Here is a 17,081-nt window from a genome sequence, read left to right as displayed (position 1 = left end):
CTTAGCGCGTGCCGCCGGTCTGTTTGAGAAAGTTGGCGAACAGCTCGTGGCCCTGCTCGGAGAGAATCGACTCGGGGTGGAATTGCACCCCTTCAATGTTCAGGGTCTTGTGGCGCAAGCCCATGATCTCGTCGACCGAGCCGTCTTCCAACTGGGTCCAGGCGGTCAGCTCCAGGCAGTCCGGCAAGGTTTCGCGCTTGACGATCAGGGAGTGATAGCGGGTCACGGTCAAGGGCAGGTTGAGGCCGGCGAACACGCCCTTGCCTTCATGGAACAGCGGGCTGGTCTTGCCGTGCATCACCTGGCGGGCCCGCACCACATCGCCGCCAAAGGCCTGGCCGATGGATTGATGGCCGAGGCAGACGCCGAGGATCGGCAGCTTGCCGGCGAAGTACTTGATCGCCTCAAGGGAAATACCCGCCTCGGTCGGCGTGCAAGGGCCTGGCGAGACCACGATGCGTTCCGGCTTGAGGGCTTCGATTTCGGCCACGCTCAATTCGTCGTTACGCACGACCTTGACGTCCGCGCCCAACTCACCGAGGTATTGCACGACGTTGTAGGTAAACGAGTCGTAGTTATCGATCATCAGCAACATGACAAAAAGCTCCTCAGGCGTCGGACGCGGGGGTTTGTTCAGCGAGGGCGACCGCACGGAACATCGCACGGCGCTTGTTCAGCGTTTCTTCCCACTCCAGCGCCGGCACCGAGTCGGCGACGATGCCGCCACCGGCCTGCACATGCAGCTCGCCGTCCTTGATCACCGCGGTGCGAATGGCGATCGCGGTGTCCATGTTGCCGTTCCAGGCGTAGTAGCCGACCGCGCCGCCATACACTCCGCGCTTGACCGGTTCCAGCTCATCGATGATTTCCATGGCGCGGATCTTCGGCGCGCCGGACAAGGTGCCCGCCGGCAGGATCGCGCGCAAGGCGTCCATCGAGGTCAGACCGCTCTTCAATTGCCCGGTGACGTTGGAAACGATGTGCATCACATTCGAGTAACGCTCGATCACCATCTTCTCGGTCAGCTTCACCGAACCGATCTCGGACACCCGACCGGTGTCGTTACGGCCCAGGTCGATAAGCATCAGGTGCTCGGCGATTTCCTTGGCATCGGACAGCAGGTCATCTTCCAGTGCCCGATCGGCCTCCTCGGTAGCGCCACGCGGACGGGTACCGGCGATGGGGCGCACGGTGATCAGGTTGTCTTCGACCCGCACCAGCACTTCCGGCGAACTGCCAACCACATGGAAGTCACCGAAATTGAAGAAGTACATGTACGGCGTCGGGTTGAAGCAACGCAGCGCCCGATACAGGTCGATGGGCGCGGCCTTGAAGTCGATGGACATGCGCTGCGACGGCACGACCTGCATGCAGTCACCGGCGAGGATGTATTCCTTGATGGTATCGACCGCCCGCTCATAGTCACCCTGGGTGAAGCTCGAACGGAACAGCGGGTCGGCGGCCGGCGGTCGATCGAGCTCCAGGCCGCGACGCGGAGTGATCGGCTGACGCAGTTGCTCAAGCAGTTCCTGCAGGCGCGCCTGGCCTTGTTCGTAGGCGTTGTCCTGGGATGGATCGGCGAGGACGATGGCGTGCATCTTGCCCGCCAGGTTGTCGAAGACCACCACGGCATCGGAAACCATCAACAGGATATCCGGCACGCCCAGCGGGTCCGGGTTCGGGCACTTGCCCAGACGCTTCTCCACATAGCGCACGCAGTCATAACCGAAGTACCCCACCAACCCACCGTTGAAACGCGGCAGCCCGGCGATGGTCGGCACGTTGTAGCGCGCCTTGAAGGTTTCGACGAAGGCCAGCGGATCCTCGGCTTCGCAGCGCTCGATCTCGACGCCGTCGTGAGTGACGCTGACCTGGTGGTCATGCACCCGTAGCACGGTGCGACATGGCAGGCCGATGATCGAATAACGGCCCCATTTCTCGCCGCCCTGCACCGACTCCAGCAGGTAGGAGTTGGGCTGATCGGCCAGTTTCAGGTAGATCGACAACGGGGTATCGAAGTCGGCCAGGGTTTCGCAGGCAAGCGGAATGCGGTTGTAGCCGGCAGCGGCCAAACGCAGGAATTCTTCGCGGGTCATGATATGCCTCGTGGCTTGAGGGTCGAACAGTCAGGTATGCAAACGCGCCGGATAACCGGCCAGGATCAAGTCAGGCGCGCCAACGCCAGCGGGCCAGGGCCTTGATGACTTTCATCCAGAGTTTGCGAGTGACCACCACGATGGCGTTTCCAGGAGGGGATTGAACACAGTCCGCCGACATTAGCTCAGCGCCAGCTTCCAGGCAACCGGGAATCAGCGCGCGCAGATCGTCGATGACCAGCGCCGGCTCTTCTTCGGCGATCGGCCGGCCATGGTTGTAGCCATAGCTGAGGGCCACGCAGGTAACGCCGGCGGCCTTGGCGGCCTGCACATCACTGCGCGAGTCGCCGATGAACAGGCACTGCGAGGCCGGGATACCGGTCATTTTCATCACATGGAACAGCGCCGCCGGGTCGGGCTTGCGCTGCGGCAGGGTATCGCCGCCGATGATCAAGCGAAAAAACCGCCCCAGTTTCATTTCATCGAGCAAGGGTGCGACGAACTGTTCCGGCTTGTTGGTGATCAGGGCCATTTCCATGCCCTGCTTCTGCATCCAGCTCAGGGTTTCCTCGACACCGGGATAGACCTGGGTCAGCTCATGGCCACCGGAATAGGCCTCCATGAAGATCGCCAATGCCTGCTCGGCTTCGCCGTCATCGACCCCCGAATGATCGAGGCCACCGGCCAGCGCCCGGCGCACCAATACCTGCACGCCATTGCCGACCCACTCGCGAACCCCGTGCAGCCCGACCACCGGACGCCCCAGGGCAAGCAGCATTTTATCCACCGCCAAGGCCAGGTCGGGCACCGAGTCCACCAGTGTCCCATCCAGATCGAACATGACCAGCCTGGGCAGACGGCCCGGAAAAAGCTGCTCGAACACCGTCATGATCGAACCAGCGCCAGCTCGGCGCGCATTTTCTCGATGACTTCACGGTAGTCCGGCGCATTGAAGATCGCTGAACCGGCGACAAAGGTGTCGGCACCGGCCGCGGCAATTTCGCGGATGTTGTTGACGTTCACGCCGCCGTCGATTTCCAGGCGGATATCGCGGCCCGAGGCATCGATCAGCGCCCGCGCTTCACGCAGCTTGTCGAGGGTGCCGGGGATGAACTTCTGCCCGCCAAAACCCGGGTTGACGCTCATCAGCAGGATCATGTCGACCTTGTCCATCACGTACTTGAGCACGTCCAGGGGCGTGGCCGGGTTGAACACCAGGCCGGCCTTGCAACCGCCTTCGCGGATCATTTGCAGGGAGCGGTCGACGTGCAGGGTAGCTTCCGGGTGGAAGGTGATGTAGGTCGCCCCGGCCTCGATGAAGTCGCCGATGATACGGTCCACCGGGCTGACCATCAGGTGCGCATCGATGGGCGCGGTGATGCCGTACTTGCGCAACGCCGTGCAGACCATAGGGCCGATGGTCAGGTTGGGTACATAGTGGTTGTCCATGACATCGAAGTGCACGATGTCGGCTCCGGCAGCGAGCACGTTGTCCACTTCCTCGCCCAGGCGGGCGAAATCGGCGGAGAGAATCGACGGAGCAATGGCGAAGGGCTGCATGACGCACCTTTTTTGAGCAGAATCACGATGGCGGGCATTGTATACCGCCCGCTTTGCCCCGCCCACCGTGACCGCGACGATTGGCCGTGGAAGCCCAGAATGCTTGAGCTAATGCCGTCAATAAGCCGCGCGATAGATCTTTTCGATATCTATCGCACTCAGGCGACGGGGGTTGTTGCGCATCAACCGCTCGGTGTTCGACGCCTCTTCGGCCATGCTCGGGATCGCGTCCAGGGGTACGCCGAAGCTGGAGAGGCCAGCGGGAATTTCCACGGCGGCGCATAAATCGGTCATGGCGGCGACGGCCTTGTCGGCGGCTTCGATCAGGCTCAAACCGGTCACATTGACGCCCATGGCGACGGCAATCTCCTGCATGCGTTCAACACAGGCGATCTTGTTCCAGTTCATGACATAGGGCAGCAACAGGGCATTGCTGACCCCATGAGCGATATTGAAGCGCCCGCCCAACGGGTAGGCCAAGGCATGTACGGCACCGACGCCGGCATTGCCGAAGGCCATTCCGGCCATCAGGCTGGCGGTGGCCATTTCTTCACGGGCCTGGAGGTTGGAGGGGTTGGCGTAGGCTTTGGGCAGCGCCGTGGCAATCAGCTTGATCGCACCAATGGCCAGAGCATCGGTAATCGGCGAGGCATTGAGTGACAGGTAGGCTTCAATCGCGTGGACCATGGCATCCACACCACTGGCTGCAGTCACGCTGCGCGGACAGGTCAGGGTCATCTGCGGGCTGACCAGCGCCACGTCCGGCAGCAGGTAGTCGCTGACGATGCCCTTTTTCAGCTGGGCCTGCTTGTCGGAAAGAATGGCGACATTGGTCACCTCGGAGCCGGTGCCCGCGGTGGTGGGAATCGCGATCAGCGGTGGTCCTTTGCGTGGCACCTGGTCGCTGCCGAACAGGTCCTCCAGGGCCCCGTGATAACCGGCGTAGGCACCGACGCTTTTGGCGATGTCGATGGCGCTGCCACCGCCCAGGCCGATCAGGCCGTCATGCCCACCTTCGCGGTAGACCCGCATGCAGTCCTCGACAATGGCGATTTCCGGGTCGGGTAGCACACGGTCGAAGATTTGATAATTGCGCCCACCCAGGTGGGCCAGTGCCAGTTCGACAGTCCCTGATTTGACCAGTGCCGCATCGGTCACGATCAACGGATGGTCGACATTCAGCCGGGTCAGCTCATCGGCCAATTGCTCGATGGCGCCACGGCCGGTGATCAGTTTATGGGCGATCTTGAATGAGGAAATGCTCATGCTCGCAGCCTTCTTGTCGTGATGATCAGGGCACGGGCAAGCATAACCGGGATTGGCTTTCCGCTGTCATGCGGAAGATGAATTCAGGTTGTGAATAGGAAAGGCGCGCCCATGAACGCCACGAACCTTGTAGGAGCTGGCTTGCCAGCGATGGCGTCAGTGAAGCTTGCATCGCAATCGCCGGCAAGCCAGCTCCTACAGGGTTTAGCCGCACAATCCAGGCGTCCGTCTTATACCTGGGTGGTGCGCATTTTCTCGCTACGCCCGCGCAACCACTCCAGGGTCAGCAGCAGGATCACCGAGAAGGCAATCAGCAAGGTCGCCGCCGCGGCGATGGTCGGGCTGAGGTTCTCGCGGATGCCACTGAACATCTGCCGGGGCAGGGTCGCTTGTTCGGGACCGGCGAGGAACAGCGTCACCACCACTTCATCGAAGGAAGTCGCAAAGGCAAACAGGGCTCCGGAAATCACCCCCGGCGCGATCAGCGGCAGGGTCACCCGACGGAACGCTGTCAGTGGCGACGCGCCCAAGCTGGCGGCGGCGCGCACCAGGTTGTGATTGAAACCCTGCAAGGTCGCCGACACAGTGATGATCACAAACGGCACACCTAACACCGCATGCACCACGATCAGCGAAAAGAAGCTGTTGCCCAGCCCCAGGGGGGCGAAGAACAGGTAGCTGGCGACACCGATGATCACCACCGGCACCACCATGGGCGAGATCACCAGGGCCATCACCAGCGGCTTGCCCGGGAAATCGCCGCGGGTCAGGCCGATCGCCGCCAGGGTCCCGAAGACCATCGCCAGCGCCGTGGCCGCCGGGGCGACGATGATGCTGTTGCGCAAGGCCCGCATCCATTCCGCCGAGGCAAAGAAGTCCTGGTACCAGTGCAACGAGAAGCCCTGCAGCGGATAGACCAGGAAACTGCCCGAGTTGAACGACAGCGGGATGATCACCAGCACCGGCAGGATCAGGAACAGCAGGATCAGCCCGCACAGAATACGCGAACTGTAGAACCAGACCCGCTCGACGGGCGACATGTAGGGGCTCAGCATTTCTTATTCTCCTTAGCTCAGGCGCAGGCGACTGGCACCCACCAACCGGCTGTAAATCAAGTACAGGACCACGGTCGCCAGCAGCAGCAGGCCACCCAGTGCGGTCGCCATGCCCCAGTTGATGCTGGTGTTGGTGTAGAAGGCCACGAAGTAGCTGACCATCTGGTCGTTAGGGCTACCGAGCAACGCCGGGGTGATGTAGTAACCAATCGCCAGGATGAACACCAGCAGGCACCCGGCGCCGACGCCGGCATAGGTCTGCGGGAAATACACCCGCCAGAAGCTGGCGAACGGATGACAGCCCAGGGAAATCGCGGCGCGCATATAGGTCGGCGAAATGCCTTTCATCACGCTGTAGATCGGCAGGATCATGAACGGCAGCAGGATGTGCACCATGGAGATGTAGACGCCGGTGCGGTTGAACACCAGCTCGAGGGGCTTGTCGATCACGCCCATGGCCATCAGCGCGCTGTTGATCAGGCCACCGGACTGCAACAGCACGATCCAGGCCGCAACCCGCACCAGGATCGAGGTCCAGAACGGCAGCAGGACGAGGATCATCAACAGGTTGCTTTGCCGTGACGGCAGGTTCGCCAGCAGGTAGGCCAGCGGGTAGGCCAGCACCAGGCAGATGGCGGTGATCACCAGGCCCATCCAGAAGGTGCGGGCAAAGATGTCGAGGTAGATCGCCTGGTCCGGCGTGGCCGGGGCCAGTTCGCCAAGGTCGTCGATCCGATGGTCGACGGCCGCCAGCAGGTAATAAGGGGTGATGCTGCTGGTATTGCGCCGGATCGCCTGCCAGTACGCCGGATCGCCCCAACGTTCGTCGAGGGCTTCCAGGGCTTCTTTATAGGAGGCTGGTTCGGTCTTGAACGGCAAGGCCCGCGCGGTCTTGGTCAACAGGCTGCGATAGCCGGCCAGTTCCATGTTCAGACGCTTGGACAGATCGCCCAGGGTCTGATTTTTGCGGGCGTCGCCGAGGTCTTCGCTCAAGGCCTTGTAGACCGGTTCGCCGGGCAGGCTCTTGCCGTCCCAGGCGGCGACGGCGGCCACGGTGCGCGGCATGGCGCCGACCACTTCCGGGTTACCGACACTTTTATAGAGCAGCGCCACGATGGGCACCAGGAACACCAGCAACAGAAACAGCACCAGCGGTGCAATCAAGGCCTGGGCCTTCCAGCGGTTGACCCGCTCGGCACGCGCCAGGCGCTGCTTCAAGGTGGGACTGGTGACCTCGTTCAGAGGAACGGTGAGGGCCATGGCGAACTCCGGAATTCTTTTATTGTTACAGAAGGCAGCGCCGCGTTTCCGGACGCCCCTCCTGTTCTTCTGAAACACACAAACCCAACGGGCTCAACGCGGTCCCTTGTGGGAGCCGGCTTGCCGGCGATGACGGCCGGTCAGACGATGCAAGACTCACAGGCCTCATCGCTGGCAAGCCAGCTCCTACAGGTTACGCGGCGCCTGCAAGACCGAGGCCCCACAGGTTATGCCGCGTCGGGCTTGGGACGTGCCGTATTACTTGGCAGCCCAGGCGTTGAAACGCTGCTCCAGCTGCTCACCGTTATCCGCCCAGAAGGCCACGTCGATCTGCACCTGGTTGGCGATGTTTTCCGGGGTGGTCGGCATATCTTTCAGAATGGCCTTGTCGAGCAACGGTACCGCCTGGGTGTTGGCCGGGCCGTAGGCGATGTTTTCCGAGTAGACCTTCTGCTGCTGCGGCATCACCGAGAAGGCGATGAATTTTTTCGCCGCTTCAAGACGCTCGCCCTTCAGGCCTTTTGGAATTGCCCAGGCGTCGAAGTCATAGACGCCGCCGTTCCAGACCACTTTCAGGTTGCTTTCTTTCTGTACCGCGGCGATCCGACCGTTGTAGGCCGAGCTCATCACCACGTCACCGGAAGCGAGGTACTGCGGCGGCTGCGCGCCGGCTTCCCACCACTGGATATTCGGCTTCAGCTCGTCGAGCTTCTTGAACGCACGGTCCTGGCCATCCTTGCCGGCCAGCACCTTGTAGACGTCTTTCGGCGCCACGCCGTCAGCCATCAGGGCGAATTCCAGGGTGTACTTGGCACCCTTGCGCAGGCCACGCTTGCCCGGGAATTTCTTGGTGTCCCAGAAATCGGCCCAACTGGTCGGTGCGGTTTTCACTTTGTCGGCGTTGTAGGCCAGAACCGTCGACCAGACGAAGAAGCCAACACCACAAGGCTGGATCGCACCCTTGACGTAGTCTTCGCCCTTGCCGAACAGCGCCGGGTCGAGGGGTTCGAACATGTCTTCGTCGCAACCGCGGGACAGCTCGGGCGATTCGACTTCCACCAGGTCCCAGGACACGCTCTTGGTGTCGACCATGGCTTTGACCTTGGCCATCTCACCGTTGTACTCGCCGGCAACGATCTTGCCCTTGCCCGCCGCCTCCCACGGCGCATAGAACGCCTTGACCTGTGCGGCCTTGTTCGCGCCACCAAAGGACACCACGGTCAGGTCGGTCGCCGCCATGGCATTTGCCGCGCACATCAGCCCAAGGGTCAGGGCGCTGAATTTCAGGGATTTAAGCATTTATTCTTCTCTCCACAGTGCAGGTTGGTGAAGCACGGGGCGATGGATTCGCCTCTTGGGTTACCGCGGTCAGCTGGCGTCCAGTAACGGATCGAGCGCGCGAACGTGCTCCACCTGCCAGCCGATAGGTACGACGTCGCCGACCGCCAGGGCTGGGTCCAGCTCGGCAATCGGCTGTTTCACGAAAAAGTCGGTCTTGCCGCAGACTTCCAGGCGCACGCGCACGTGATCGCCCAGGTAGATGAACTCGGCCACCCGGCCCGAGAAGCGGTTCACGCAGGACTCGCTGGAGCCGTTGAGGCTGATGCGTTCCGGACGGATCGACAGGGTCACCGGCTCGCCGGTCTTACCGACGTTCACCGCCAGTGCCTCGACCTTCTCACCACGGCCGAGCTCGACCACGCAGCGATCGCCGGTGTGACTGTGCAGGCGGCCGTTGAGGCGGTTGTTCTCGCCGATGAAGTTGGCGACAAAGGTGTTCTTCGGTTCTTCGTAGAGGGTCCGTGGCGGCGCGATCTGCTGGATCTCGCCCTGGTGGAACACCGCCACGCGGTCGGACATGGTCAGGGCTTCGCCCTGGTCGTGGGTCACGTAGACCACGGTCACACCGAGGCGCTGGTGCAGGTGCTTGATTTCCATCTGCATGTGTTCACGCAACTGTTTGTCCAGCGCACCGAGGGGCTCGTCCATCAGCACCAGCTGGGGTTCGAACACCAGGGCCCGGGCCAACGCGACCCGCTGCTGCTGGCCACCGGACAACTGCGCCGGGTAGCGCTGGGCGAACTTGTCGAGCTGGACCATGCCCAGTACCCGCTTGACCCGCTCGCTGACGTCGGTCTTGCTCAAGCCGCGCACGGTCAGTGGGAACGCCAGGTTCTCGGCGACGGTCATGTGCGGGAACAGGGCATAGTTCTGGAACACCATGCCGATGTCGCGTTTGTGTGGCGGGACATTGTTGATGGAGCGGCCAGCCAGCAGGATCTCGCCAGCGGTCGGGGTTTCGAACCCGGCCAGCATCATCAGGCTGGTGGTCTTGCCAGAGCCGGAAGGCCCGAGCAGGGTCAGGAATTCGCCCTTGCGAATGTCCAGGTTGAGGTCTTTGACGATCAGGTTCTCACCGTCGTAGCTTTTTTGTACGCCACGAAAGCTGACCAGTACATCGTTCGCCCCAGCGCTTGAATCAACCTCGCTCATACCCTCACCTTTTTGTTTTGGACTGCCGTGGGCTAAGCCTAGTGAAGGCTCGCGGCAGCGCAAATCGGGGGGCGGGAGAGATTGACCTCAGCCGCCTGGAAGATTTGGGGTAGGGATTGCCCTACAAGGATGGCGGGATTGGATAAGCCCGCGGGCGGTTCCCAACGGCGAGGCCCGGAACAGGGTCAGCAGACAACCCGAATCTGTCGCAAATGGATATGTGCGCGGTTTTTTTGTAGGAGCGAGCTTGCTCGCGATGGTGGTACAGACCCCGCGGGGTATCTATCAGGTACCTCGCGTTATCCTTGGCGCCCATCGCGAGCAAGCTCGCTCCTACAGAGGGTCCGCGGGCTCAGAGCAGCTTGTGCTCCATCGCGTATTTCACCAGTTCGGCCAGGGAAGTGATGTTGAGTTTCTGCATCAAGCGCGCCTTGTGGGTGCTGATGGTCTTGCTGCTCAAGGCCAGTTGCTGGGCGATGTCGTTGACGTTGGCGCCCTGGGCCAGGCGCTCGAAGACCGAGAACTCACGCTCCGAGAGCAAGGCGTGCAATGGCCGCGAATCGGTCAGGCCGACTTCGAAGACCATCCGGTCGGCCAGGTCCGGATCAATGTAGCGACCGCCGGCCGCGACCTTGCGGATGGCCGTCAGCAACAACGCCGGATCGCTGTCCTTGGTGGCGTAGCCGGCGGCACCGACCTTGAGCGCACGCGCCGCCATCTGCGCTTCGTCGTGCATGGATAGCACCAGGATTGCCGGTGGATTGTTCAACGCGCGAATCCGCGGGATCGCCTCCAGGCCATTGACGCCGGGCATGGAGATATCCAGCAGGACCACTTCGCAAGGCGTCTGGCGCAGGACTTCAAGCAGTTGTTCGCCATTGCTGGCCTCACCCACCACGGACAGATCCTTGGCCAGACCGATCAACTGCTTGATGCCCTCGCGGACAATCGTGTGGTCTTCGGCTACCAGTACGCGAATCACATTTATCTCCAGGTTGAGTCAGTTGAACCGCTATCGCTGCAGTGCGGCGTCCCGACAAGCCAGCTCCTACAGGGTATCGGCTGTATGCAAGATCGCCATTTGACGCGAACACTGTGAGAGCTGGCTTGCCAGCGATGGGGCCATCAAAGCCTACACATCCAACGGCACCCGTGCGCTAAGGGTCGTCCCCTCGCCCACCACGCTTTCCAGCCGCAACGTGCCGCCGAGCATCAACACTCGCTCACGCATACCAACCACCCCAAAGGAGGTCGGCCTACCGATCGCGGGAACGAATCCTACGCCATCATCACTGATGGTCAGGCATAAATCCTCGCCCTCAATAGCCAGGGTCAGTTCAACAGTATGCGCCTGGGCATGACGCATGACATTGGTCAGTGCTTCCTGGAGGACACGGAACAGGCCAATGGCTTTCGCATCGCTGAGGGCCGGCAAATGCTCCGGCACTTGCACCAGGCAGGGAATCTGGGTCCGCGCCTCGAACCGCCGGGCCTGCCACTCGATGGCCGAGGCAATCCCGGCATCGAGAATCGGCGGGCGCAAGGCCGTCGCCACATCCCGGACCAGCTGGAACAACTGGGCAATCAGCTTTTTCATGCTGTTGAGCCGATCATTCAAGCCGGGATCGAGCTGGGCATAAGCCAGCTCGCACATGGAAGTTTCCAGCTTGAGCACGGTCAGCATCTGACCCAACTCGTCGTGAACTTCCCGGGCGATGCGGGCCTTTTCCTCTTCGCGAACGCTTTCCAGATGGGCCGACAGCTCGCGCAACTGTTCACGGGACGCGGCCAGTTCCAACTCGATACGCTTGCTTTCGCTGATATCCCAGACAATACCGTCCCAAACCACGCTGCCATCCTCCAGCCGACGGGTGATGGCCTTGATCTCGGCCCAGCGTTGCTGACCTTCGCGCGTCATGATCCGCCCCTGCCAGGACCAGTCGCTGTCTGAATCAAGCGCCCGATCCTGGATCTGGTGGTAGCTGGCCCGGTCATCCGGATGCACCAGGCTGCGCAAGCCGATGTCCTGCCGGCGCAGGGTCGCCGGGGCATAACCGACCAGGCTCTCGCTGCCTTCGCTGATGTAGGGAAAATGCAGCGCGCCGGTCAGCGGTACACGTTCCAGACGAAACACCAGGCCCGGCACATTGGCGGCGATCGCCTTCAAGCGCGCTTCGCTTTCCTGCACCGCCGCCAGCGCGCGACGGCGCTCGGTGACGTCGTTGAGGTAGACCACCAGATATTCGCCCTCGCGAAAGCGCAGGAAGCTCAAGGACACATCGGCCGGCAGAATGCTGCCATCGGCGCGAACACACTGGGTTTCCAGGCTTTGCGGCCCGTCCTCGCTGGCCCGGGCGCGCCGCCACAGGTTCAGCCAACGGTCCATGTGCAGGTTCGGCTCGAAGTCGATCAGGGGCCGGTCGAACAACCCGCCCGGCGGATAGCCGAGCATCTCTTCCGCCGCCCGGTTGGCATAACGGACATGGCTGTCCCAGTTGACCCAGAGAATCCCCACCGTGCTCTGGTCGATGGAGAACTGGGTCAGGCGCAGGGCTTCTTCGCTCGCCTCACGCCGGGCGAGGGCTTCCCGGGCCGCAAGCAACTCATGCTCCAGGCTGTGCTGCTGGCGACGCAACCAGAAGACAATGGCCAGGCCGGCCAGCAGCAGCACCGCCAACAGCAGGCAGAGGTTCTGCCAGAAGCCCGGCGACTCGGCCAGGCGCGGATACTTCGGTTGCAGCCAGCGCGCATGCAATTGTTCCAGATCCCGTGCGGGGATGGCGTGCAGGGCCTTTTCCACGACAGCAGCCAGTTCCGGCCAGTCACGCCGTGTCGCGACCCGCAACAGCTGCGGCAAACCGATATCGCCGACCACCGCCAATCCGGCGAACTCTTCTTCATTGGACAGGCGGCTGAGCTGCGCTTCATCGATCACCGCATAACGGGCCTGCTGGCTCACCAACAATTGCAGGGCCTGGCGCTCCAGCGGCACGCCCTGCAGATTGAGATTGGGGTAGGTGTTACGCAGGTAATCGGCGACCGTACTGGGCATGCGCACGGCCACGCGGGTGTGGCTGTCGAGCTTTTCCAGCTCCACGACGCCGGCACCGTTGCGTTCACCCACCACCAGTTGCGGTACGCGCATGTAAGGGTCGGAGAACAGCCACAGGCGCAACCCCGCCGGGGTCTGGGTCAGCCCCGGCGCCAGGTCGATCTCGCCCTCGTGCAAGGCTTTTTCCAGTTGTGCCTGATCGGGAAAGTTACGCCAGGTCAGCTCGATATCGAGGCTCTTGGCAACCCAGGCCATGAGTTCCACATTGGCCCCGGACAAGCGCTGCAGCCGACGGTCGTATTGTGCATACGGCGCCTGCAGAACCAGGCCGACCCGCAGTTCGCGGTGCTGGTCGAGCCACTCGCGCTGTTCGCCGGACAAGCCAATCCCCTGCCCATGGGCAGCAGGTGCCGCCCAGGCAATCAAGGGAAAATACAAACAGCCGATAACCCACAGGCAGCAAAATCGTATCATCCGACGCTCACACACTGACAAATGCTGACCAACCCATTAGGCTGCCAGGATGACTCTGGCCTGGAAAATCCGATGCCCCTTCTCTACCGCCTGGCACTGCCTGCGCTGTGCCTGTCGCTGATACTACCTTGTACCGCGCCCGTCATGGCCGCCGAGCCGACGCCAGCTCCGGCGCAGAAGCCCGCCGACAAGCCGGTGGAGCGCCAGCCCCTGCTCGAGCGTAGCCAGGAAGACGCGACCGCGCTGGAGCGCCAATTGCCCCAGCAGGAACAACAGCAACTGCAAGCCGGCGGCGACAGCTTCCTGGCCTTGTGGAAACCGGCCAACACGCCTTCGCCCATGGGCGCCGTGATCCTGATTCCCGGTGCCGGCGAAAGCGCTGACTGGCCCCAGGCAATCGGTCCGTTGCGGCGCAAGTTCCCGGATGCCCAGTGGAGCAGCCTGAGCCTGACCCTACCGGACCTGCAAAGCGATGCGATCCAGCCGCGGGTGGCCGAAGCGCCCAAGGCACCGGCAGCAACCACCAGCAATAGCAAGGACGCCAGCACCACGGCCAAGCCCATCGAACAGGCGGCCAGCGCCGAAGCCGAGGTGGTCGACCAGGCCGCCGCGCAAACCGCTGAAGATCAGTTGAAGGCCGATGCCGACCGGATCTTCGCACGAATCGATGCAGCCATTGCCTACGCCAAGCAGCAAAATGCCCGCAACGTGGTCCTCTTGGGTCATGGCACCGGCGCTTACTGGGCCGCCCGTTACATGAGCGAGAAGCCCTCGCCGCAGATCCAGAGACTGCTCCTGGTGGCCGCGCAGACGCCGACCACCGCCCCACAGAGCCTGGCCCAGATCACGCCAGGGCTGAAGCTGGCGACGGCGGACTTCTTCTACCAGGACCGGCCGCTGGATCGCAAAGCCGCGCTGGAACGGTTGCAGGCCAGCAAGCGACAGAAAACCTCGAGCTACAACCAGATTGCCCTGAAAACCCTGCCGGGCAATGCCGGGCAGGAGCAATTGTTCAGGCGTATTCGCGGCTGGTTGAACCCCCAGGATGTCGGCGGTCTCTAAGACCTGTAGAAACCGTCTTGCCCCTGCCGCGCAACTGCGGCCAACGCGGTCACTGTGGGCTGGCTTGGCGGCGATGAGGCCCTTGAGCCTTGCGGCGCCTATCCGAATGCCAGCGCCAGCAAGCCGGCGCCCACAGGTGCGATGTTTTTCCGTAAAGACGGCGGCCTCTCCCGGAGCTAACGAAAATCCCTTCGCTCGCGAATCAACACATAGGCATTGTGCAGGTCACGGGTTTTCTCCGTGGCCTCGCGCACTTGCAATGGCGTCGCCCCACTGCCCGCGACCTTGTCAGGATGATGGCGACTGAGCAGGCGTCGATAAGCCCGCTTGATTTGCGCGGGCTCACTGTTGGCCGCCACGCCCAGTAGCACCAGCGCCTCCTCGTAAGTCCCGGTCGTGCTCGACAGCACCTTGCGCCCCGGCTCGTAGTCATTGGCCAGGGCTTGGACCTGATGGCTCGTCCAGCCCAGCCATTTGCCCCAGAGCATGATCAGCTCACGCTCCTTCACCCCGACCCGACCATCGGCCCAGACCATCCGCCAGCACGCCCGCAAAACGCCTTCGGCGGCATGAGGTTGCGCCTTCAGATGGTTCAGGTAGCCGTGCAGGCGATCACGCCCCGACTTGCCGCGGTTGAACGCGGCAATCGCCCGCCGTCGCGCCGCATCGTGCATGTCCAGTTGGCGCATTTCCTCACGCGCCTGCAGGATATGTCCGTCGACCACCTGCCCATCACTCTTGGCCAGTCGGCCCAGCAAGACAAACAGCAATTCGTCGTTGCGCAGCGCCGGCTTGCCCCCCAGGCGTTCACGCAAATGGGCAAAGCTATGCAACTGCAAGCGCCGATCCAGCGCCTGACCGAGTAACGCGCCCAGCATGGCCCCCGGAATACTGGCGATGGCAAAACCCGCCCCGGCTCCAATCAGAGTCCCTGGCCACAACATAATCAGTGTCTCTCTTTCAACAGTTGTTCGACTTGCGCCAGGCGCTCCACGGTGCCGACATCCACCCAGTGTCCGCGCATATGCTCGCCACTCACCAACCCCCGCGCCATTGCCTCGCGCCACAGCGGCGCGATCTTGAAGGCGCCATCCGAGCAGGCGGCAAACAGTTTCGGGTGCAGGACCGAAATACCGCTGTAGGTCAGTTTCTCGCCCAGCGCCCCACCGTCATGCAGTTGGCCGTCGAGCAGGTTGAAGTCGCCCCCAGCCGGGTGATGCGGCGGATTGTCAACCATGACCAGGTGCGCCAGACCGGCGATCGGCCGACGCAACGCGGCAAAATCATAGTCGGTCCAGATATCGCCATTGACCACCAGGAAGGGCTCCGCCCCCAACAGCGGCAACGCCCGAAAAATACCACCACCGGTTTCCAACGGCTCGCCCTCGGGCGAATAGACGATGCTCAGGCCATAGCGCGAGCCGTCGCCCAGGTAGTCCTCGATCTGCTCGCCCAGCCAGGCGTGGTTGATCACCACCTCCTTGAAACCGGCAGCCGCCAGCGCGTACAGGTGATAGTCGATCAGCGGCGTACCGTTGGCCCGGATCAATGGCTTGGGGGTGTGCAAGGTCAACGGACGCATCCGCTCGCCTTTGCCGGCGGCCAGGATCATCGCCTTCATAGCACGGCCCCCACCGGCTGACGCAGGCTGGTCAGCAACTCACCCAGCTCGGCCAGCTCAGGCCGACGCGCGACCACAGCTTCTATATAAGCGAAGAAGCGTGGCACGTCCGCCAGGTAACGTGGCTTACCGTCGCGATGGCAGATCCGTGCAAAGATCCCGATCACTTTCAGATGACGTTGCACGCCCATCAGATCGCTGGCCCGGAGGAACGCCTCGAAGTCACCCTGTACCGCGATACCAACGTCAGCCGCCCGCTGCCAGTAGTCCTGCAGCCAGCCGCGCACCCGGGCTTCGGGCCAACTGAGGAAGGCGTCCTTGAACAGGCAGGTAATGTCGTAGGTCACCGGCCCGTAGACCGCGTCCTGGAAATCCAGCACGCCGGGATTGGGCTCGCTGGCCATCAGGTTACGCGGCATATAGTCACGGTGGACCAGCACTTTCGGCTGGGCCAGGGCACTGTCGATCAACAGGCTGCTGACCCGTTGCCACATGGCCAGTTGCGCCGGATCGAAAGTGCGACCCAACTCATGCCCCACGTACCACTCGGGAAACAGCTCCAGCTCACGGCGCAGCAAAGCCACGTCATAACTCGGCAGTTCGCTGTCCATTGGCAGTTGCTGGAAAGCCAGCAAGGCATCGATGGCATCGGCGAACAACGCATCGGCATTGTCGCTGTCGATCACATCCAGATAGGTCTGGTTGCCCAGGTCGTTGAGCAAAAGAAAACCGTTTTCCAGATCCTGTGCGTGAATTTTCGGCACGTTAATTCCGGATTTCGCCAGCAAATGGGCGATATCCACAAAGGGTTTGCAGTTTTCCCGGGGTGGCGGAGCGTCCATCACGATCAGACTACGGCCCTCGCCCTCCCAGCGGAAATAGCGCCGAAAACTCGCGTCACTACTGGCCGGAGTCAACGTGGCCGGGGGGATGACGCCCCAGCCTTCGGCCAGAAAAAGCGTTTCCAACTGCCGATCCAGCCAAACTTTCAGGTGTTGCAAGCGTACATCTTGATCAGGCATTACATGGGTCTCCGACGACGCTAGCCGTCAAGCGGGTGTTGCTTTATTATCCAGCATCTTTTTCTGACCATCGATAGGCGTGTGACCCCCACCGCGGGCAGATGGCACGCAGGAAGCCCG

The 17,081-nt window shown here is 62.3% G+C and carries 15 protein-coding genes; 1 reads left to right on the top strand and 14 read right to left on the bottom strand.

The window, feature by feature from the left end; all coding sequences use genetic code 11:
• Window position 1: 1 nt before the first annotated feature.
• The 11 genes from AC07T0_RS23365 to AC07T0_RS23315 form a co-directional block, all read right to left on the bottom strand.
• Window positions 2-595 carry an aminodeoxychorismate/anthranilate synthase component II gene (locus tag AC07T0_RS23365; protein WP_495003411.1) on the bottom strand — a complete coding sequence of 198 codons (594 nt, stop codon included), beginning with the start codon at window positions 593-595 and terminating at the stop codon, window positions 2-4.
• Between the two features lie 13 nt (window positions 596-608).
• Entirely contained in the window at window positions 609-2,096 is a 1,488-nt protein-coding gene (gene trpE / locus AC07T0_RS23360) for an anthranilate synthase component I (RefSeq protein ID WP_495003410.1), read from the bottom strand.
• A 70-nt stretch (window positions 2,097-2,166) separates the two neighbouring features.
• Window positions 2,167-2,985: a phosphoglycolate phosphatase gene (locus tag AC07T0_RS23355; RefSeq protein ID WP_495003409.1), complete on the bottom strand. Its 819-nt coding sequence runs from the start codon at window positions 2,983-2,985 to the stop codon at window positions 2,167-2,169.
• Window positions 2,982-3,656, bottom strand: a complete 675-nt coding sequence (gene rpe, locus AC07T0_RS23350; RefSeq protein ID WP_495003408.1) for a ribulose-phosphate 3-epimerase — start codon at window positions 3,654-3,656, stop codon at window positions 2,982-2,984. The genes AC07T0_RS23355 and rpe overlap by 4 nt, the downstream gene beginning before the upstream one ends.
• 117 nt (window positions 3,657-3,773) lie before the next feature.
• Window positions 3,774-4,922 carry an iron-containing alcohol dehydrogenase gene (locus AC07T0_RS23345; RefSeq protein WP_495003407.1) on the bottom strand — a complete coding sequence of 383 codons (1,149 nt, stop codon included), beginning with the start codon at window positions 4,920-4,922 and terminating at the stop codon, window positions 3,774-3,776.
• A gap of 230 nt (window positions 4,923-5,152) precedes the next feature.
• Entirely contained in the window at window positions 5,153-5,977 is an 825-nt protein-coding gene (locus AC07T0_RS23340; protein ID WP_191489633.1) for an ABC transporter permease, read from the bottom strand.
• Window positions 5,978-5,989: 12 nt separating this feature from the next.
• Window positions 5,990-7,237: an ABC transporter permease gene (locus AC07T0_RS23335; RefSeq protein WP_248795378.1), complete on the bottom strand. Its 1,248-nt coding sequence runs from the start codon at window positions 7,235-7,237 to the stop codon at window positions 5,990-5,992.
• Window positions 7,238-7,495: 258 nt separating this feature from the next.
• On the bottom strand, window positions 7,496-8,536 hold the full coding sequence (locus AC07T0_RS23330; RefSeq protein ID WP_495003406.1) for an ABC transporter substrate-binding protein: 1,041 nt from the start codon (window positions 8,534-8,536) through the stop codon (window positions 7,496-7,498).
• Between the two features lie 69 nt (window positions 8,537-8,605).
• Complete coding sequence (locus tag AC07T0_RS23325) at window positions 8,606-9,730, bottom strand: ABC transporter ATP-binding protein (protein ID WP_495003405.1); 1,125 nt, start codon at window positions 9,728-9,730, stop codon at window positions 8,606-8,608.
• Between the two features lie 352 nt (window positions 9,731-10,082).
• Window positions 10,083-10,712, bottom strand: coding sequence for a response regulator (locus AC07T0_RS23320; RefSeq protein WP_495003404.1), 630 nt, complete (start codon window positions 10,710-10,712; stop codon window positions 10,083-10,085).
• A gap of 150 nt (window positions 10,713-10,862) precedes the next feature.
• Window positions 10,863-13,256: a PAS domain-containing sensor histidine kinase gene (locus tag AC07T0_RS23315; protein WP_495003403.1), complete on the bottom strand. Its 2,394-nt coding sequence runs from the start codon at window positions 13,254-13,256 to the stop codon at window positions 10,863-10,865.
• 72 nt (window positions 13,257-13,328) lie between these two features.
• On the opposite strand from AC07T0_RS23315, the gene AC07T0_RS23310 reads away from it, so the two are divergent.
• Window positions 13,329-14,318 carry an alpha/beta hydrolase family protein gene (locus AC07T0_RS23310; protein ID WP_495003402.1) on the top strand — a complete coding sequence of 330 codons (990 nt, stop codon included), beginning with the start codon at window positions 13,329-13,331 and terminating at the stop codon, window positions 14,316-14,318.
• A gap of 176 nt (window positions 14,319-14,494) precedes the next feature.
• Here AC07T0_RS23310 and AC07T0_RS23305 read toward each other — a convergent pair whose 3' ends face one another.
• From AC07T0_RS23305 to AC07T0_RS23295, 3 genes are read right to left on the bottom strand one after another with little or no spacing between them, the layout of a single operon-like run.
• The gene (locus AC07T0_RS23305) at window positions 14,495-15,262 is read right to left on the bottom strand and encodes a TerB family tellurite resistance protein (RefSeq protein WP_495003401.1); all 768 of its coding nucleotides are present in this window, start codon (window positions 15,260-15,262) and stop codon (window positions 14,495-14,497) included.
• A 2-nt stretch (window positions 15,263-15,264) separates the two neighbouring features.
• On the bottom strand, window positions 15,265-15,939 hold the full coding sequence (gene murU / locus AC07T0_RS23300) for an N-acetylmuramate alpha-1-phosphate uridylyltransferase MurU (RefSeq protein ID WP_495003400.1): 675 nt from the start codon (window positions 15,937-15,939) through the stop codon (window positions 15,265-15,267).
• Window positions 15,936-16,961: an aminoglycoside phosphotransferase family protein gene (locus AC07T0_RS23295; RefSeq protein WP_495003399.1), complete on the bottom strand. Its 1,026-nt coding sequence runs from the start codon at window positions 16,959-16,961 to the stop codon at window positions 15,936-15,938. The genes murU and AC07T0_RS23295 overlap by 4 nt, the downstream gene beginning before the upstream one ends.
• Between the last annotated feature and the right edge of the window lie 120 nt (window positions 16,962-17,081).

This window comes from Pseudomonas sp. GW821-FHT04D07, assembly GCF_059420225.1.
Note: the sequence above shows the minus strand (reverse complement) of the source record. Positions and strands in the feature narration are given on the sequence as shown.